Raw genomic sequence first — 18,151 nt, forward strand, 5'->3', positions numbered from 1 at the left:
CCCTCCAGGGGCGGCGCTAGCGGTCCCTGTGTCAACTTCGCGCACCGAGAGTCCACCGTGTACGTTAATCGCTTGACGTACGTCGTGTAGTGGAAGCGTGCAAAGAGGCGGGTGAGCGCCGTGGTGGCGTATCTGGATGTTGCGGCGACGACACGGGTGGATCCCCGGGTAGCCGAGGTCGTCCTGCACTGGATGACAGAGGACTTCGGCAACGCCGGCAGCCGCACCCATGAATACGGCGCCCGCGCCAAGAAGGCTGTCCAGCAAGCCCGTTCCTATCTCGCGGACACCGTAGGCGCGAAGACCGAGGAAGTGATCTTCACCAGCGGGGCGACGGAGTCCAACAACATCGCCCTGCTCGGCCTCGCTCCACATGGCGAGCGGACCGGCAAGAAGCACATCATCACCTCCGCCATCGAACACAAGGCCGTCCTCGAGCCCCTGTTGCACCTCGCGGAAACCCGCGGCTTCACCGTGGACGTTCTTGAGCCGGGTGCGTCAGGCCGAATCACTGTCGAGCAGGTCATGGAGCACGTGCGCCCCGACACACTCGCGGTGTCTCTGATGCACGTCAACAACGAGACCGGAGTCATCCAGCCGGTCGCCGAGCTAGCCGAGCGCCTGCGGTCCACGCCGACCTACCTCCACGTGGACGCCGCCCAGGGATACGGCAAGATCGCCGGCGATCTGACCGCGCCAATCGACCTGATCAGCATCAGCGGCCACAAGATCGGCGCACCGAAGGGGGTCGGAGCGCTCATCACACGACGTCGCGGCTGGGATAAGGCTCCACTGGAGCCGATCATGTTCGGCGGTGGCCAGGAGAGGAAGCTGCGTCCCGGAACTCTGCCGGTCCCGCTGATCATGGGCCTCCACGAGGCCGCGCGGATCTTCCACGAGAGCCGGGATAACTGGGAGCGCGAGGCACGAGCGATGCGTGAGCAGATCTTGGAAGCGCTCGGCAAGACACGCTTCCGGGTCAACGGAGATCAGGCTCACACCGTGCCGCACATCCTCAATGTCTCCTTCGACCAGCTCAACGCTGAAGCCTTGATTGTCCGACTCAAGGATCAGGTCGCCATTGCAACAGGTTCGGCGTGCACCAGCGCCTCCTACACCCCTAGCCACGTGCTCCAGGCTATGGGCCTTCCCGATGACGTGGCTGCCAATGGGCTGCGGTTTTCCTGGTTCCCTCCGCAAGCGAGGGACTTCGACCCTCTTCCCATTGCCGAAACCATTGCCCGCATGCAGCCTCAGGAAGGCTGATCAGCCTACGTCTCCGTGCGACGCACCAGGCGGTGCCCGCGCAGTTGCCGGCCGCATCTGACGAGCTCGGCTTCCCAGCCGTTCTCGGTCCCAATCAGGTGCGGCCGTTTATACAGCCCGGCCCGCATTTCAGACTCGGTCAACCGGCGGTATCGCGGCACGTCCGGATCATCCGGTGCCAGAAACTCATGCTTGCGGTGGAGCAGGGGGCGGTTGGCCGAGTTCTCATAGGAGAGATGGGACGTCTGAAGCGTCTGCAGGTCCACCATGTAGGAGGACCAGATCCGTGGATGCGGGTCTTTGTCAAAGTCTGGGTAGTCCAGCCAAGACACTGCCCTCCCCTGATGCTTGAGCTTTGCCACCGTCCACTGTTCCGGGCGACCAGCAGCGATCGATGCGCAGTGCTCGTACAAACGCAACACCGTCGGGATTCGCCCCAGCGCGCGTCGATGCACATACAGAGCCGTCGGTGTTATCTTACCCGCAGCAGACGCATTCATGGCATTGCGTACATAGCCGTCGTCGCGGAGCTTGAACAACAGCCGATCAGCGCGTTGACACGCCTCTTTGTAGGAACTGAAGAACGTACGCACGTCCTGCTGCAAGCCCACCGGCAGACTCGCGAACGGCCCCCGACCGTTGAACAGTTCCACCGCCAAATAGAGCAAGGTGTTCAGCGTCGATCGCTTAGCCCCCGCATCAGCCCGCTCAGCATCAGCACCGTCCCTCAGCAGGCGCTTGACCTCGCCTGGCCGCAGATGAGCCAACAGCTCTGCAACGGTCCGCGGCATCTCCTCAATACGGGGCGCACGTCCCCGACGTTCGAAGAAGTCCACCACCGCACTCACCGCCGAGGCAGTGTCCTCGGAAGCAAGCCACGCGGCATCCGGGATCACACGCTGTGCCAGATAGCTCAGCCGGGCACCCTCGTCCCGGAACGCGTAGATTACCCCGGGCGCAGCCGCCACCACTCGCGCGCCGGTCACTTGCTCCACGTACTCCCGCAGCTCACTCGTGGCATACAGATGCTGGAACGTCTGCCGGCTCGTCAGCAGCCCGTCACCGAACCCCTCACCGTGAACTTTCGACTTCTCCCATGTCAGGCGCGCTGAGACAACCAGCAGCGTCGAGGTCAGCTCCCACGCCTGCTTCAAGGTCTGCCGACGCTCCGCCGGATCCTCGATCACGTTCAACACGTAGGTCAGCAGCACCACATCGGTGGCGACTAGTTGCGTATCGGTGCGGTAGTACGGATCCCAACCCACCACCTGGCAGTCCAGTTGCTGCAAAGCTCTGACGTCGTCGCCACGGCCACAGCCGTAGTCGAGGATCGTCCGCTCAGCCACCAACTGGCGATCCGCCAAAGCCTGACGCGCGGGCACCGACAAGGCCATCCGCCCGATCGCTGTCCGGCGACGCTCACTACCCCAGATTTGCTGCATCTCAGACACCTGCGTCTAGGTAACGACACCATTCAGCAGGGTAGAAGACGCCCGCCGGGTACACCCACGCAACGGCGAACGTGCCCCCAGTCTCAGCAGAGCACCATCAGGCGTCGCTTCGCTGGCAGTGTGCTCCCAGATAATGATGTCTGCCGCTCGAAGAAGGCTGAGCGGTCTGTCGTCAGGCGTACGGACGGGGGCGATGAGGTCTTGGACCCATTGCTTCTGACGGCGCAGATCTGCTTGCAGGAGCGGCCATAAGCGACGAGGGGTGTCCTTATAAGCGCCGGAAATTGGCTTTTCTCCCAGGTAGAACTGGTAAATATTCCTGTCGAAAATCGGCACAAGATTAGGTCGCTTACGGTGGAGGATTTTTGTGACGGCAACGGCCTTGAGATCGGGCAACCCTGTACCGCCGGCTTCACCTGTAGCAACCAATGCTCGATCGACCAGAGACCAGGGTCCCGTCGACGGATCCAGCGTCACGTCCAAGAAATCCGCTGTCGCACACGCCTGATTCGCAAGCACCGCCTCCATGGCGTGTAGAACTTCAGCCCCCGGGCCGTCGGGGCGGAACAACGGAACCACCTGCCTGTAGCCGATACGAACGCTCAGCAGAGACGGCGCCAAGCAGTCCAACGGGCTCAGTCGTTCCGGATCGCCCTGCCAGTCATACGTACGGAAGGCTCGGGGACCTCGAGGATCTGCGTAGGTCCGCAGGTGCTTCTCCGCGCAACCACGCAGTGTTCCGATGGTGCTCACGTAATCCTCCCCGCGGCCTCACCGATTCGCACCGCAACGCAGCCGCTCTGAACAGAGCAATATTCGTGCGCATGCTACGAGCTGTGGACCATACGTGGACCCGTACTCGCCTAACAGCCTTCCGTAGGGCTGCGACCTGCGATGACGCCTGGCAGTCAAGCCCCCTCCGCAGCCGTGTACGCAGGTTCGAATCCTGCCGGGGGCACCTTGAATTAGGTGCCCAAGGACCCGTCACCAGCGGAAACGCTGAGGCCGGGGTCTTCGCGTATATGCAGGCGTATGCGTCGCCGAGCGGCCCTATGACGGCCCCTGTGGACTATTTGTGGACAGGGCCTAGGGGCGTCCGCCCAGGTCAGCAGACGAGAGGCACCGAGCGCGGCTCTGATACCGGGTAATACCGCACAATGGCGCGCTGCAAATGCAGCCCCCGCAACTCCTCCCGGACGCCGGCAGCGAAGCATGGCAACCAGGTCGCGGCGCCCAGCAACGGTGTCACACAGATAGATCGTCCAGTATCCTCCCGGCGTGCCATATGAGATTAGCCATGCGGAGAGATGGGCGCTCTATACCCTTTGGGGCGAAAGGTGCGTTTGGTGCAACCTTCCTGTTTTCTGGTCTGAATACGAAGTAGAGCACCCCATCCCTAAACACCTGGCTTCACGCGCAAACGAAGCGAAGCGACGCGAGGCACTCGAAAGGCACGGCCTCCCAGCGACTTACGATCTCTACTCGATCGAAAACCTCGCTCCAAGTTGCCGTCCCTGCAACTCAGGGAAAGGCCGAAGGGTGCCTACACTGGCCCCAGCCATCACAGAGTTGCTACGCAAGGCGCAGGAGTTGGCCCCGAAGGTGCGCAAAAAGGCCGCCGCATTCGCCAAGAAGCGCGACACGGAAAAAGCGCTTGCGATGATTATGGCATCAGATGACATCGAGCAGCTAAAAGCCGCCGCCGATTTCATTCAAGGGAAACTCAAGGAGGCTTCCGAGTCCCTGCTGACACGGATGCACCCGGCACTATCCGGCCTGTACGATCCCGAGCGCTGGGATCTGGTTACCCCACTCTCCGCGGAGGTAGCTTTTGTGGCGGACGGGAAGACGGGAGGGGTGACGGGTAAACACATCAGTTGGCAATGCCCCTTCTGCTCATCTTACGGTCCGTGGAACGGGAACAGATGCCTAACCTGCGGACACATGGACGAAGCAGACTGGTGAAGCCGCAGCATGAGGCAGCGAACCCTGAACTCATCAGGGGTTCGCTGCCTCATGCTGCGGCTTCAGTCGTATTGACGCAATAGCTCCTCAATCTTACGGTTGGCGATTTCCTGTCGTCCGTCGATGCACTCGGCGTACCGGCTGAGGAGGACCTCGACGCTGTTGCGGAGATCACAGCCATGCCGCACAGGTGGACTCCTGAGCCGGGCGCTTTCGTCCGTGGTGAGGTCCTCTGGCACGCCCACAACCACTAGGTCAGGAGACGAGTAGCTGGAAGTCCACAGGTGATCACTGCTGGGCCGTCGGTAGGCCGTCCGCGGCCGCTCAGTGGCGACCGGTGACGCCTACTAACGACAGTCGTAGGACCGGTAGCCGCAGGTCACCCAAGTGGATCTACGACACTGGTACGGCCATGCCAAAGCCCGGAGAACTTAGCTGAGGTCGGTTGAGCCCGCGCATCGGGATCCGCCCCGGGTGAGTGTCCAACTGCGTGACAACGGCCGAGAGCGCGGACGTTTGCGGACCGCCAGCGCAGGTGAAGGACACTCCCTCGCTCGCCCAAGTTGCTTCGGGACGAAGAAGTCGCCGCGCTAAAGCTTCGTCACCGCGCTTCTGCCGTCGCTCCTTGCTCTGATCGACGGCGTCAGCAGCGTGGCTGAGACCGGTGGGGGTGCGGCGAGGCACACACGCGCCTGGTCGGTCGGCGCACCCACCATCGTGGCTGACTTTCGTCGGCTGAGGTTCAGGCGGGCGCAAAAGAGTTCGTCTCCGCCTCGGTGTGCGATGTGTCTGCACCAGGTCGGCACAGCTCGACGGGGAGGGGAGACCGGGTTGGTCCAGGGAGGCGTCACCGCGACACGGAACCGTCTACTCCCCCAAGCCCGGGGAATGCGGTGCTCATGACACTGGCGCGCTCACTGCCCGACAATGCCACCGAGTGGTGGATCTTCCTGGGAACGTTCGTCCTCTACGTGCTCGGACGCTGGTTCTTCGCCTGGCAGCGAGCCAGGCGCGAGGGCGACAGCCACCCCATGCGTACCGCGTTCGCCGAAGAAGACGATCCTGCCGCAAGCCACGCGGCCATGGTCGGCGGCTTCCGCTCCTACCGGCAGTTCTTCGGCTTCGTCGGAAGCGCCGTCGCAGTGGTTCTCGTCGCTGCCCTGACCGAAGGCTGGCTGCGCCACGCCCTGCTATGGATCATTGTTCCGCTTCTGGTCATAGCGCTCTCGTACCTCGACTTCCGCCAGGCCCTGAAAGCGCGCTCAGAAGCCTGACAGGGACGCGGGCAAGCGACAAGGCACACCGCCCGGCCTCACTCATACTCGCGCAACAACTCCTCGATCTTCCGGTTGGCGATCTCCTGCCGCCCGTCAATGCACTTGGCGTAGCGGCCCAACAGGACCTCGACACTGTTGCCCGCCCGTTCGGCGACCTCGGTCGGGTCGACCCCGGCGTTGAGCCAGGTCGACAGGGCTGAGTGGCGAAGGTCGTACGGCCGACGCGCCAACGGCGAAGCCACCGCGGCCGACGGGAGCGCCAGCGTGCGGGCTTCCTGCCAGGCTCGCGAGTAGGTCGAGGAGGCAACTACTCCTCCGCCCTCGCTATAGAACAGGCGCCCGTCTGAAGCGGTCCCGAAGGTGTCGAGGGGTTCAAGGAGCATCGACACAAGTTGGGGCGGGATCGGCACGGGGCGCATGTCTTCGGCCGGCCGGTTCTTCAGCCCTCGGTCGTCGTGGCTCTCCCCCGAATCCGTCCACTGCTTGCCGACGCTCGGACGCGTGCGGTGCAGGAGCACAGTGCCCCAGCCGTGTTCCGGCAGTGTCAGGTCAGCTTCGGAGAGGCCGATATCCTCGGCAGGCCGCAGGCCGGCGAAGTACATGCAGGCAAAGAGCCCGACCAGTCGACGACCGCGGGCCCTTCGGTAACCGCCCACGTAGGACACGGCGTGGAGTAGCGAAACGGCCTGCTGCGGATTCACCACCAAGCGCGGGTCTACTTCACTGGAAACCTTGGGCTTCTGCCAGCGCACGGCGATCAGGGGATTTTCCTTGAATTCGCCTAGGTCAACGGCGTAATGCAGGGCGTTGACGAAGCTGTACCGCTTTCGGCGCACGGTCTCGGCCGCAGCAGCCTTCCCGTCGAGATGGATCTTGAACGAGTCGAGTACCTCCCGTGCCGTCACAGGGTCAGCCAGATCATTCAACGGGCGCGACGCCTTGGCGATCCAATGCAAGGTGTCCTCGATCTCCGTAGGCACCTCCCGCTCACCCGGTCCAGGCAGCACGAAAGCCCAGTTGCGCAGGGTTTGCCGGATCAGCGGAGCGCTCGGCCGTCCATTTCATTGCCAGGTACTTCAGCGTGAAGGCGTACCAGCTCAGTTCGGCTCTTGTCTCGGCCATCGAGTCCGGAAGCCCGGTGACATCGTCGAATTCATCACCATCACGCGCGGCGCGCATGAGCTTGGTGCGGTAATGATCTGCCAGAGCCTTGGTTCGGAACGTCTCGGAGAAGACCCTCTCCGCAACCGACCAACGCACGTCGTATGAGGGCCGCTTCGAAGGGCGCTTGCGAACCCCCCAGATCTTGACGTCCAGGGACTTCACGCGGCTTCCTCCCGCTCACGGAGCCACGCGGTGAAGTCGCTTCGCCACACCCGCAGCTCACCGTTGGGGAGCTTCAGGGCTTTCGGCGCTTGGCCCAGCTCCCGCCAGCGGTAGAAGGTGCGCCGTGACACTTTTTCAACTCACTCAGGATGTCTGGGACCGTCATCAGTTCATCCCTCACAGGTGCGCTCCTTCCAGGGCTAGTTGGTCGGACAGGGCTTCACGTGCGGTCTCGCGGTTGAGTTGGAGGTCTCGGGCGATCGTCGCGGCGAGGGCGGATTCTCCGGGGGTGTGGCCGTGGCCGGCGTACTGCCAGGAGGCGAGGACGAGCACGGTGTCCGGCTCGGTGTCCTCGAGGCCGCGGTCCTGGCGCCCTTGGGCGGCGCGATAGTCGGCGCGGGTCCGGCGGAGGGTGCCGAGGGTGGTGGAGTAGTGGCGAGATTTGGAGGAGAAGTGTCCGCGGAAGCCCAGCATGTGGGCCCAGGCGCGTAACCGTCGGTCGGGGTAGAGGGGTTCGAGGTCGAAGCATGCGTCGATGAGCCGGCGGGCGTGGTCGGGGACGCCGAGCAGAACGGCGGCTTCGCGGTTGCCGATGGGGCGGTCGAGGGTGCCGGTCGTTTCGGCGGCTTTGGTGGCGTACTTGGTGACGTAGGAGGCAACGGCCTGTTCGGTGATGTCCGTGCCGTCGTTGAATGCCTTCACGGGCCGGATGTCGAGCTGTGTGCCCCACTGGAAGGTGCGGGCCGGCTCGTCGCCCGCGGCGGGCACTGACACCGTGGTGTAGCGGTGCAGGGCGGCGGCGCGGATCGCGTCGGTGAGGAGGCCGACGTTGGCCCAGGACGGGGGCGGATCGTCGGGGCCGTCGAGGCGGATCACGGCGTGTGTCGAATCTCAGTTGATGGTTGACGGGTTGGCGTCGGGTGATGCTTGACGTCTGACCTAGACGATCCTCGCCAGGCGATCACCAAGATCGACTAGTGAGTTCCCACCCGCCCTCACGCCTGGGCGCGCGATGAGTGGGAACGCAATCAATTCCAGAGCGTACGGAGGTGCGGACGCCACGGACCCTGACCCGGCCCCACGGGCCGTACCGGCAGTGCAGCACTCGGGCCGCCAGCAGGCTGGTTCCCCGTACCCGGAGCCACCGACGGTGCCGACGGTGCCGACGGTGCAGCACTCGGGCCGCCAGCGGGCTGGCTCCCCGTGCCCGGGGCCTGCGCGCCTCCGCCGGCCCACAGCTCGTCGACACGCGCGCGCTCGGTGGCGTTCGGGTAGCGGTTGGTGCAGGACGGGCCGGGGCCGCCGCCCGACATCAGCTCACTGCACGGCCCGCTGTAGTTGTCCGGCAGGCCCAACACGTGCCCGGTCTCGTGGGTGACGACGCGGATCGAGTCGTTCTGCTGGGCCTGGGTGTAGTCGAGGAAGATCTGGCCGCTTCCGTGGCCGTCGGTGGAGGCGTGGGACCCGCGAGGGTCGTTGCCCTCGTAGTAGGAGAAGTCGGCCCCGCTCGAAGCCTCCTCGAGCTTGACGTTGGACTCGGAGCTGTTCCAGGTCGCGGCCGCGCTCGCTATCTGCGAACGGAAGCTCGGCGCCTTGGAGGCGTCGTAGTGGAGGGTCACCGCCTGCCCGCTGGGCTGGGCGGCGCGCTTCTCAGCGACCGACTTGAGCACAGCCTCGAAGAACGCCTTGTTGTTCGCGGCCTCCTCAGCCGACCCGTCGTACCCCGCCACGGAGGTATCGGCGGAGTCGGAGGGGGTGGCAACCGTCTGGGCGCTCGCCGGCACCGCCACGGCCAATGCGCTGGAGGCCAGACCCAGGCCGAGAGCGAGGGCGAGGAATCTCGGGGACGTTCGGGACGACTTCATGTGGGGGGCTCCTACTCACTCGGTGACGCCGAGCGCCACAGCGCGCGGTCGACTCGGTGAACACCGGTTCCGAACTGCAGCGACGTCCTGTGGGTCGACATTCTTAGAACGGCCCGACAGGGCACGCAATGGGTCCCACCACTACGTCGCTTCGTAGATCTCAGGACCTCGCCAAGGCCGTGCGCGGGCCTCCGGTCCCCACACAGCGACAGGAGGAAAAGATGTCGCGGCGTCAGAAGCCTTACAGCGCGGGGCAATGGGCGTGCCTGTCGGCCGGGCGGAATTCCGACACACGCCGCAGGATCCACATCCAGGCCAAGACGGACAAATACTCAGATGTACGCCATGCCGTATCTACTAAGTGCACCGGTTGATTGGCAGAGCGTTGTGACTGACGTCACGAAATAATGGGCTTCCGCTTCTTTTGCGCCCCACTGGCACCGAGTCGCCCTCCCCAGACGTCACTCTCGGCGCAGGGCAGAGCCCCTCTCCGCTGAGCCGCCACCGCTCAGTCCTGATCAGGATGGAAGCCGGGCCCGCCGTGCGGCACGGCGAGCGGCGCAGGAAGAGGTCGGTCGGTTCCTCGCCCGCCTCCAGCAGCGCGTCCGCCGCACTCAGCAAGCGTCCCAGGAACCCCACCGACAAGAATGGAACGGCGACCGCGAAGGACAGCTGACCGCAGGAGGCTTCCGCTCGGCGCCTGAGCACTGAGGCCCAGGCGTCGAGCTCCGCCCAGCTCTCCGGCGCTAGTCGATATTGATGTTGAAGTTGGAGACGCTGCCGTCAGCGGCGGTCAGAGTGACCGGACCGAACGTGATGATCACGGCGGAGTTGCCTCCCGGGCCCCGGTAATAGCCGGTCGCCTTGGTGACCCGAACAGCCAAGGCCACAAGCGTCGCAGCGGCCTTCTCATCGGCCTCGATCTTCGGCTGGGCGAGAGCGGGATGCCCGTTGTCGTCTGCCCAGTCCCGGAAGCTGCGGGCGTCACGGCTCATGTCGGGGAGGATGCTCTTGTTGGCCCAGGCCCACAGCCACGAGCCCGAGCCGGGGCTGAAACTGCCGAGGATCTGCGCGGGTGCTGCCGCCGTCTTGTCAGGGAAGGTCCAGGTGATGATGCCGGTCGTCTGATCCAGATCCCAGCGGTCCGCTGAACCCAGCCCCCAGGACATGTGGGCACGACCCAACTGTTCGATCATGTCTTCGCCCTGCAGCAGCAGGAGGCTCAAGTCGGCTCGCTCCCCGGCCTGATCAGCACTCTCCGCCTCATTGGCCCGCTTGAACATTCCCATGCCGCGGAGTCTGCCAGAGGCCACTGACCAGTCGACGATGACCCCTCACACCTGACACCTCGCCACCGACAGGGTGGGGAATTACGTGACCACACGGCCGGGGCATTACGTGATCGTCCACACGGCTCCGGCACCATCCCTTCGGTGAAGTCGTCCACGACTGACAGGACACAGACCCCGTCGTGGTTCTCCACCTTCGCGTACTGCTCCTTGTCCTCGCCGCCGTCATGCCCCCAGCAGTTGCCCGGCGTACTGGCACACGTCGAGGTGTCTTGCCGGTCGGCCGCGTGCTCGTGTTCCGCGGGCACCGGGCCGGGCTCCCGTTGGACGACGGGGGCGAGCGGCGAGGGGTGGGGGTAAAACGCTTCCGGACGGGCCGAGATCGTTGGCAGGTCGGCACCCGGCTCGGCAGCTTCGGGCTGCGTGGGGAGGGCGGAGCCGATGTGCTGTGGCAGGGCGGGGATCGCGTCGGACGCGGGCATGGGCGGACGGCCTTCCGGAGTCGGTGGACCCCGGTAGTGCCACACCCCGGTGATCCGCGGTTCCCCGTGCACCGCGCACGGGGCCGGTCGTCACCCGGGGCACCCGTAGCGGGCGGGATGCCGTCCAGCAAGCCGGGGCTTGACGCTGGAACTCGTGACCGGGCGTGAAATTAACACCCGTCACGGATCTTCACAAGGTGCTCCCGCCTCTGGATTCGAGCCCGAAACTGTGAAAGCCTCCCGCTTGGTCACGAAGCCGATCGCGCCCCTGGACGATCATCGGCTGGCAACCTCGCACACCGCGCAAGGTGCCTTCCAGGGAAGACCGGGCCCCCACTGTCCAGTTGGGGGTAAGCGCGGATCTCCCTGCACGACGCGTAAGGGGGTCCCCGATTCTCAGGAGACCCCATGGACAACACCCGCGCATCAGCCACGCCCCGGAACTGGGCGGGCTACCAGCAGGCAGTCGTGGACATCCGACTCGCCGACCGCACGGTGAGGGTCGTGCCGGGCCCGCAGGGTACAGCCGAAGGCCACTTCCCAGAACCGGCCGGGCGCACCATCCATGTGATCACCGCATGCAATCCCTATGGCCGTACGGCCTCTGCCGAGGACAACGGCCGTGCCCAGGCGCTGCTGTTCGAGGAGATCGGCCGGCGTCGGCTCGCCTGGTGGCCCGCGGCAGGAGGCACCGTGTGCGGTGCGCACGTCGAGGAGAGCGCCGCCCTCGTCGGCCTGAGCGACGCCGAGGCGCGTGAACTGGGCCGGCACTTCGGCCAGGACGCGGTCTTCGCCTGGACCCCTGACGCCTGGCGTCTGCTGTCGTGCTCCAGCGATGAGACAGCCGTGTCCGGGTGGACCATGTCCACGCAGCAGCCCAGGGACCCGGGGTCCTGCCTCACCTGACGGACTCAAGGCCGCGTCTTTCAGTACGCAAGGAGTCAGCACGCAAGGAGGAGGTCCCGATGGGCATGCATCCCATGCCGACCCCGGCCCGTTGCCCGCGCTGCGGCAGAACCCTCGTCGGCCCACCGGCCGAGCGGGTCAAGGCCGACGGCTTCCCGGCGGAGGTGACGTACGAGACGGACCCGCTGTGCGGAGCGCGCTGGCACGTGTGGGACAAGACGTCCCCGCTGCGCCGCCGGGCCCGCCCCTATGTGGATGGCACGGGACCACGCTGAACTCCGGGCTCGGCGGAAGTGAGTGACGTGACAGCCGAGTTCACGATGTCGCCGAGCCAGCAGCGGACCGGTGGGGTGGCGTGCCGGGAGCGGACGGGCCCGGGAGGATGAGAAGGCGTGTGGGCCTGGACGGCCGTGTCATGAGGCGCCCGTGGTCGGTTTCGTGCACCGGGTCGTCCCGGACTCGGCCGGTGTCAGGCGGATCTGGGAGGACTGGAGTTTGAGCGGTTCGTGGGTTGTTCGGTCCCAGAGGATCGCGGTGCCGGCCGTTACGCCGAAGGACAGGTACGGGTGTTTCGGTGACAGGTGTGGGCCCTCGCCGGAGAGGCGGGTGAGGGGTACGGCGGGTTCGACGCAGGTCCATTCCGGTTCGACGCCGAAGTAGGACGGGGGATCGTCGCCGCGTTCGGCGGCCTCGGTCGTCCTGTGCACCGCCGTGCTCGCCGAATCGAGTGCCTGCAAGGTGACCACGCCGAGCATCAGGAGGAAGAAGCAGGCGTTCAGGGCTACGTTCAGGCGTTCGCCGGGCGCCGCGTAGGAGTGGTGCCGGTGCCGTGCGATTCCCCACCACGCGGGAACGACGAGCAGCGGGCTGAGCAGTGTGAGCAGCTTCGCGGCGGCCAGTACCTGCCAGACCGCAGGCACCTCGAGGTCGTCCGGCGAGAGCGACAGGCCGTCCGCGTACAGGGCGTGGAGCACGGATCCGGCGGCCAGAAACGAGGACAGGGCGAGGGTCGCCACGAGCGGGACCGCCCAGGCGACCCACTCGCCCCAGCTCCACTGGCGTACGAGGAGCCACAGACCCGACATCACACCGAGCACGAGTGCCGTCATGAGTATCTGGCGTCGTGTCCAGCCGTGCCCTTCGCCGTCGACGAGACCGAGCCCGGAAGCGGTGAGGAACGCCATCAGCAGCAGGACCGTCACCACGCCGAACCGTCGGCCCTCCCGTGCGAGCCGCGCTCCCGCACGCACACCACCCGCCGCGCCGAGGCCGGCCACCGTCACCCAGAACCACCAGGCGAACCCGGACCGACCGGCCGCGAAGACCAGCGCCGCGGCCGTCAGCAAGGACCACGACACCGCGTGGAACAAACGGTGTTCGGTCTCCTCCTCCGGCCAGTACCTCACCGTGCCGCGCCAGCGACCGTCGAGGGGCCGCACTCCCGCTCCGGCGATCTGAGGGGTGTGTGTCCGGGCCAGTCGAAGGGCCTGCCGCGGGTGTCCCGATACGACGCCGCCCGCGTCGTACCATCCGCAGCGCAGGGCCAGGCGCGAGACAGTACGACGCCAGGAGTGCGGTGGACGGGCGCGATGCCGCGCGCTGTCGACGACCCGCCAGTGCGAGAACATCTCGCGATCGCGCCGGACGGGCTCCGCGAAGCGCACGTACGCTTCGAGTCGGGCGCCGCGCATGGCCTTGCGCACCCTGTGCGCCGCCCCTCGGTCGCATGCCTTGGCGGCACCGAACAAGCGGACCTCTATCTCGTACACGCGGGCTTCGGGGTCAGGATCCAGCGCCGGCCCTCGGGGCGGTTCCCCGCCTGTCTCTGTGGAGAAGCCGCGCACCGGCCAGCCGTGCTCCTCGAAACACCGCTGCGCCTCCTCCCAGTCGTCGGGGCCTCCACGGACCTCGACGAGAGCCCGGACCCGTTGGTCGTAACGCGCGTGCGGCATGCGGGGCTTGCTCCTCCTGTGCGGCTCGGTTCGCCACGTCGGCTTGCGGGCGGCTCGGGTTTCGTCCGGCGGGAGCGTACCGGCCGCCCGGGGCTCGGAGGTCATCGGACTCTCGATGCGAGATCCCTTTTGTCATGGGACTGAACATTTGGCAGGTGAATCGACCGGCTGAAGCGCGAACCAACCCTGGGGTCCGGTGAGTTGTGCACGCGTGGACTGCGTACGGGAAACGAGGGCGGTGTCGCGGGCCGGGCACGCTGCGACGCGGCCCTCGTGTCGGGCGTACCACCGGCTCTCCCCCACAGATCCGTCAAGTCGCAGACAGAAAGCAGCCGCTCTCATGCGTCACTCCTCGGAGATTCCCTACTTCCACCCCCACGCCGTCACCGTCGCCGAGGTCAGGCCGGGGGATCTGCTCGCTCTGTCGGAGGAGGACGTCGCCGGGGACCGGTGGTTCGTGGTGATACACGTCGTGCCCGCCGATACACCCGGGATGCCCGGGGCACTTGAGACGCCCGGGACGCCCGGGACGGTCCGGGTGACGTTGCGGCCGCCGCTCGGTGGGGCCGATCGCGATGAGGTGCTGGGGCGGGTCCGGCAGGTCACGGTCGCCTGTCGGCGGATGGATGTGGGCCGGATTCCGGTCGTCACGTCGGTCGATCTCGCGGGCGTCGAGTTCCGCGACGGGGACCGGGTCACCACGCTGCGCGTCGTCGATCCCCATGCCGTCGAGGAGACGTACGTACGGCGGTGGGGTGTGTGGCATCGCGACCTGGAGAGTCTGCGCGAAGAGCCGCTCTCCGACGGGGCGTTGCGGGAGCTGGCCGGGGAGATCGCCGGGCGCGACCATCTCGTACGGCATCATCCGCGGCCGCGCCGGTCGGCGGGAGGCATGGCGCCGCGTCGGGTCGTCGTCACCGGGCTCGGTGCCGTCACCCCGCTCGGGGTCGGTGTGGGTGAGCTCTGGCGGGGGCTCCTCGAAGGGGAGTGCGGCATACGGGAGTTGGACGGGGAGGAGTTCGAGGGGCTGCCCGTGCGGGTGGCCGGGACCGTGCCCGTGGACCCCGCCACGCTGCTGCCCCGGCCGCAGGCGCGGCGGATGAACCGGGCCGCCCAGTTCGCCGTGCTCGCCGCGCGGGAGGCCTGGCGGGACGCCGGGTTCGACGGGGCCGGGACGGCGGAGAGCGGGCTCGACCCCGCGCGGGTCGGCGTGTCCGTCGGGGCCATCCTCGGGGACGCGTCCGTCCTCGTCGGAGGCGACCGCAAGCTGCGCGCCAAGGGGCCGCGCTCGGTGTCGCCCCTCACCACCCCCATGACGGTGCCCTCGCAGGCCGCCTCGCAGGTCTCTCTCGCGTTGCGCATCACCGGCGAGGCCCGCACCGTGACCAGCGCGTGCGCCTCCGGCACCGAGGCGATCGGGCTGGCCATCGACCGGATCCGGTACGGACATGTGGACATCGCGCTGGCCGGGGGCGCCGAGGCCGTCGTCACGCCCGCGATCATGGCGTCGTTCGCCGCGATGCGGGCGCTGTCGCACCACGGTCTGACGGAGGGCTCGCCCTCCCGGCCCTTCGCCAAGGACCGCGACGGGTTCGTCAACGGGGAGGGTGCCGGGTTTTTGCTGCTGGAGACGGAGGAGCACGCGCGGGCGCGCGGGGCGCGGATCTACTGCGAGGCCGCCGGCTGGGGGCTGTCCGCCGACGCCCACCACATGGCCGCGCCCGACCCGTCCGGCAGCGGCGTCGCGCTCGCGCTGCGGCGCGCGCTGAAGGACGCCGGGGGTCATGTCGTGGACGTCGTGCACGTCAACGCGCATGCCACGGCCACCGTCGAGGGCGATCTCGCCGAGGCGAACGCGTTGCGGGCGGTGCTCGGCGGGCCGGTGCCGGTCACGGCCCTGAAGGGGCACCTCGGTCATCTCCAGGGCGCCGCGGGCGGGGTGGAGGCCGTCGCGACGGCCCTCACGCTGCACCACGGTCTCATCCCGCCCACGATCGGCTGCGCGATCCAGGACGACGAGATCGGCCTGGACGTCGTGACCCACAGCGCGCGCCCGCTGCCGGCCGGCGGAGACCTGGCCCTCAGCAACTCGTTCGGCTTCGGCGGCCACAACGCGGTGCTGGCGCTGCGGCGAGTGGGGTAGGCGGGTGTGGGCGGGTGGGCCCCGGCTCACGCCGAGCGGGTGGGCCCCTGGCTCACACCGAGCTCGTGGGCCCCCGGCTCACACCGAGCGCGTGGGCCCCCGGCTCACACCGAGCTCGTGGGCCCCCGGCTCACGCAGAGCGTTTCCGTGGCGTCGCCTTCTTGGCCGGGGTCTTCTTCGCCGTGGTCTTCTTCGCGCTCGTCGCCTTGGCGGTGGTCTTCTTCGCCGTCGTCTTCTTCGGAGCCGCCTTCTTCGCCGTCGCCTTCTTCGCCGTGGACGTCGACTTCTTGCCCCCGACCTCCTTGGGCGCGGCGCGGGCCGTCTTGCGGCGCAGCCGCGTCACCTCCGCCTGCGCCTCCTTCCCCGTGTCCTTCCCCGTCGCCTTCCCCTTCTTCGCGCCCGTGCGGTCGCGCGTCTCCGAGCCCGTCTCCGAGCCCGTCCCCTCGCCTCGCGACTCCTTCGCCGCGCGGACGCTCTTCTCCAGGGCGGCCATCAGGTCCAGCACCTTGCCGCCCGGCTCATCGGCAGGCGCGGACGGGACCTTCTCGCCGGAGGCCTTCGCCTCGATGAGTGCCTCGACCGCCTCGCGGTAGCCGTCGTGGAGCTCGTTCAGGTCGACCTCGCCGAGCGTGTCCATCAGCGCGTCCGCGAGGTCCAGTTCCTTGTCCCGGACGGTGACGCTCGCGTCGGGGGCGACGCTCTCGGGGGGCCGGATCTCGTCCGGCCACAGCAGCCCGTGCATCGCGATGACGTCCTCGACGACCCGCAGCATGCCGAGCCGCTCCCTCCCCCGCAGCGCGAACTTCGCGACGGCGACCTTCTGGCTGCGCTTGAGGGCCTCGCGCAGCAGCGTGTACGGCTTGGCGGCGGGGACGCCGTTCGCCGACAGGTAGTACGGCGTGTCCATCTGGAGCGGGTCGATCCGGTCCGCCGGGACGAAGGCCACGATCTCGATGGTGCGGGCGGTCGGGATGGGCAGCTGGGCCAGATCCTCGTCGGTGATCGGAATGATCGTGCCGTCCGCGTCCTCGTACCCCTTGCCGATCTCGTCCTGCGTGACCTCACGGTCCTCCAGCTCGCAGAACTTGCGGTAGCGGATCCGGCCGCCGTCCTCCAGATGGATCTGGCGGAACGAGATGGAGTGGCTCTCCGTGGCGTTCACCAGCTTGATCGGGATACTGACCAGGCCGAACGAGATGGCGCCGTTCCATATGGATCGCACGTGCAGCACCTTTCCGATCGGTATCAGCCGATTTCGTGGGATTCTCATCGTATGACGCCGATCACGGAGGTGGCGGGGCGACGGCTGGCCCTCTCCAACCTGGAGAAGGTCATCTATCCGGCGACCGGCTTCACCAAGGGCGAGGTGCTGCACTACTACGCCACCACCGCCGACGCCCTCCTGGCGCACCTGCACGACCGTCCGATCTCCTTCCTGCGCTACCCCGACGGCCCGGACGGTCAGGTCTTCTTCGCCAAGAACGTGCCGCCGGGTACGCCCGACTGGGTCGTCACCGCCGAGGTGCCCCGTTCGGAGGGGCCCGCCCGCATGGTCCTGGTCCAGGACCTGGCGAGCCTGATGTGGGCGGCGAACCTGGTGACCGAGTTCCACACCCACCAGTGGCGGATCGGCACGCCCGGCCAGGCGGACCGGCTCGTCTTCGACCTCGACCCGGGCCCGCCCGCGACGATCGTCGAGTGCTGTGAGGTCGCGCTGTGGCTGCGGGAGCGGCTGGCGGCGGACGGGATCGAGTCGTACGCGAAGACGTCCGGGTCGAAGGGGCTGCATCTGCTGGCGGCGCTGGAGCCGACGCCGTCCGGGCGGGCGACGGAGTACGCCAAGGAGCTGGCCGTGGCGGCGGAGAAGGACATGCCCCGTCTCGTCCTGCACCGCATGACGCGGAGCCTGCGCCCCGGCAAGGTGTTCGTCGACTGGAGTCAGAACGCGGCGCGGAAGACCACGGCGGCCCCGTACACCCTCAGGGCCCGTGCCGAGCCCACCGTCTCCACTCCCGTGACCTGGGAGGAGGTCGCCGACTGCACTGCCGCACGCCCGCTCGCCTTCCAGGCCCCCGACATCGCCCCCCGCCTCCAGGAGCACGGCGACCTGCTGGCCCCCCTGCTCGACCCCGGCCACGCCGCGCCCCTGCCGTGACGCCGCGCGAGGGCGGCCGTCAGCCGGGGCGGCAATCAGCAGCGTCTGAGCGCCTCAGCGGCGCCTGCTCGCCG

General features: G+C 67.4%; 12 protein-coding genes, 4 pseudogenes and 2 riboswitches. Of the genes and pseudogenes, 7 read left to right on the plus strand and 9 right to left on the minus strand.

Annotated elements, in window-relative coordinates; genetic code table 11:
• The first annotated feature begins 111 nt into the window (after window positions 1-111).
• Window positions 112-1,266: a cysteine desulfurase DndA gene (gene dndA, locus SAVERM_RS15255; RefSeq protein WP_010984365.1), complete on the plus strand. Its 1,155-nt coding sequence runs from the start codon at window positions 112-114 to the stop codon at window positions 1,264-1,266.
• Window positions 1,267-1,271: 5 nt separating this feature from the next.
• Here the strand turns inward: dndA and SAVERM_RS15260 are convergent, their stop codons facing one another.
• Window positions 1,272-2,708 (minus strand): DNA phosphorothioation-associated putative methyltransferase, encoded by a 1,437-nt coding sequence (locus SAVERM_RS15260; RefSeq protein WP_010984366.1) that lies wholly within the window; start codon window positions 2,706-2,708, stop codon window positions 1,272-1,274.
• 15 nt (window positions 2,709-2,723) lie between these two features.
• The gene (locus tag SAVERM_RS42360; RefSeq protein WP_137865240.1) at window positions 2,724-3,470 is read right to left on the minus strand and encodes a DUF6308 family protein; all 747 of its coding nucleotides are present in this window, start codon (window positions 3,468-3,470) and stop codon (window positions 2,724-2,726) included.
• 786 nt (window positions 3,471-4,256) lie between these two features.
• On the opposite strand from SAVERM_RS42360, the gene SAVERM_RS42365 reads away from it, so the two are divergent.
• On the plus strand, window positions 4,257-4,682 hold the full coding sequence (locus SAVERM_RS42365; protein ID WP_137865239.1) for a hypothetical protein: 426 nt from the start codon (window positions 4,257-4,259) through the stop codon (window positions 4,680-4,682).
• Window positions 4,683-5,581: 899 nt separating this feature from the next.
• Window positions 5,582-5,956 (plus strand): hypothetical protein, encoded by a 375-nt coding sequence (locus SAVERM_RS15265; protein ID WP_137865238.1) that lies wholly within the window; start codon window positions 5,582-5,584, stop codon window positions 5,954-5,956.
• Between the two features lie 38 nt (window positions 5,957-5,994).
• Here SAVERM_RS15265 and SAVERM_RS15270 read toward each other — a convergent pair.
• The 5 genes and pseudogenes from SAVERM_RS15270 to SAVERM_RS15290 form a co-directional block, all read right to left on the minus strand.
• Window positions 5,995-7,285: pseudogene (locus SAVERM_RS15270) on the minus strand (tyrosine-type recombinase/integrase).
• Window positions 7,282-7,451 (minus strand): annotated as a pseudogene (locus tag SAVERM_RS15275) (helix-turn-helix transcriptional regulator). The pseudogenes SAVERM_RS15270 and SAVERM_RS15275 overlap by 4 nt, the downstream one beginning before the upstream one ends.
• Before the next feature lie 11 nt (window positions 7,452-7,462).
• Window positions 7,463-8,167, minus strand: a pseudogene (locus SAVERM_RS15280) (replication initiator); the annotation flags it as partial.
• A 341-nt stretch (window positions 8,168-8,508) separates the two neighbouring features.
• Window positions 8,509-9,150 (minus strand): annotated as a pseudogene (snpA, locus tag SAVERM_RS15285) (snapalysin); the annotation flags it as partial.
• A 746-nt stretch (window positions 9,151-9,896) separates the two neighbouring features.
• Complete coding sequence (locus tag SAVERM_RS15290) at window positions 9,897-10,439, minus strand: DUF6882 domain-containing protein (RefSeq protein WP_037648952.1); 543 nt, start codon at window positions 10,437-10,439, stop codon at window positions 9,897-9,899.
• Window positions 10,440-10,972: 533 nt separating this feature from the next.
• Window positions 10,973-11,081, minus strand: a riboswitch (SAM riboswitch).
• A gap of 86 nt (window positions 11,082-11,167) precedes the next feature.
• A riboswitch (SAM riboswitch) is annotated at window positions 11,168-11,284 on the plus strand.
• Between the two features lie 45 nt (window positions 11,285-11,329).
• Here SAVERM_RS15290 and SAVERM_RS15295 point away from each other — a divergent pair.
• Window positions 11,330-11,827, plus strand: a complete 498-nt coding sequence (locus SAVERM_RS15295) for a DUF3293 domain-containing protein (protein ID WP_010984373.1) — start codon at window positions 11,330-11,332, stop codon at window positions 11,825-11,827.
• Between the two features lie 59 nt (window positions 11,828-11,886).
• The gene (locus SAVERM_RS15300) at window positions 11,887-12,102 is read left to right on the plus strand and encodes a hypothetical protein (RefSeq protein WP_010984374.1); all 216 of its coding nucleotides are present in this window, start codon (window positions 11,887-11,889) and stop codon (window positions 12,100-12,102) included.
• A 138-nt stretch (window positions 12,103-12,240) separates the two neighbouring features.
• Here the strand turns inward: SAVERM_RS15300 and SAVERM_RS15305 are convergent, their stop codons facing one another.
• Window positions 12,241-13,779 (minus strand): hypothetical protein, encoded by a 1,539-nt coding sequence (locus SAVERM_RS15305; protein WP_037648955.1) that lies wholly within the window; start codon window positions 13,777-13,779, stop codon window positions 12,241-12,243.
• A 340-nt stretch (window positions 13,780-14,119) separates the two neighbouring features.
• Here SAVERM_RS15305 and SAVERM_RS15310 point away from each other — a divergent pair, with 340 nt between their 5' ends.
• Complete coding sequence (locus SAVERM_RS15310) at window positions 14,120-15,922, plus strand: beta-ketoacyl-[acyl-carrier-protein] synthase family protein (RefSeq protein WP_037648958.1); 1,803 nt, start codon at window positions 14,120-14,122, stop codon at window positions 15,920-15,922.
• A 130-nt stretch (window positions 15,923-16,052) separates the two neighbouring features.
• On the opposite strand, the gene ku is transcribed toward SAVERM_RS15310, so the two are convergent.
• A complete protein-coding gene (gene ku / locus SAVERM_RS15315; RefSeq protein ID WP_443098097.1) occupies window positions 16,053-17,144 on the minus strand; it encodes a non-homologous end joining protein Ku in 1,092 nt (363 codons plus the stop codon).
• Window positions 17,145-17,195: 51 nt separating this feature from the next.
• On the opposite strand from ku, the gene ligD reads away from it, so the two are divergent.
• Window positions 17,196-18,077 carry a non-homologous end-joining DNA ligase gene (ligD, locus tag SAVERM_RS15320; protein WP_010984378.1) on the plus strand — a complete coding sequence of 294 codons (882 nt, stop codon included), beginning with the start codon at window positions 17,196-17,198 and terminating at the stop codon, window positions 18,075-18,077.
• Window positions 18,078-18,151 lie beyond the last annotated feature (74 nt).

The organism is Streptomyces avermitilis MA-4680 = NBRC 14893, from assembly GCF_000009765.2.
GTDB lineage: Bacteria > Actinomycetota > Actinomycetes > Streptomycetales > Streptomycetaceae > Streptomyces > Streptomyces avermitilis.

Excerpts from the sequence above, each read along its gene's own strand:
- ligD (WP_010984378.1), top strand. The coding sequence starts at position 17,196 with ATGACGCCGATCACGGAGGTGGCGGGGCGACGGCTGGCCCTCTCCAAC.
- SAVERM_RS15300 (WP_010984374.1), top strand. The coding sequence starts at position 11,887 with ATGGGCATGCATCCCATGCCGACCCCGGCCCGTTGCCCGCGCTGCGGC.
- SAVERM_RS15295 (WP_010984373.1), top strand. The coding sequence starts at position 11,330 with ATGGACAACACCCGCGCATCAGCCACGCCCCGGAACTGGGCGGGCTAC.
- SAVERM_RS15305 (WP_037648955.1), bottom strand. The coding sequence starts at position 13,779 with ATGCCGCACGCGCGTTACGACCAACGGGTCCGGGCTCTCGTCGAGGTC.
- SAVERM_RS15265 (WP_137865238.1), top strand. The coding sequence starts at position 5,582 with ATGACACTGGCGCGCTCACTGCCCGACAATGCCACCGAGTGGTGGATC.
- SAVERM_RS15310 (WP_037648958.1), top strand. The coding sequence starts at position 14,120 with ATGCGTCACTCCTCGGAGATTCCCTACTTCCACCCCCACGCCGTCACC.
- SAVERM_RS15260 (WP_010984366.1), bottom strand. The coding sequence starts at position 2,708 with ATGCAGCAAATCTGGGGTAGTGAGCGTCGCCGGACAGCGATCGGGCGG.
- SAVERM_RS15290 (WP_037648952.1), bottom strand. The coding sequence starts at position 10,439 with ATGGGAATGTTCAAGCGGGCCAATGAGGCGGAGAGTGCTGATCAGGCC.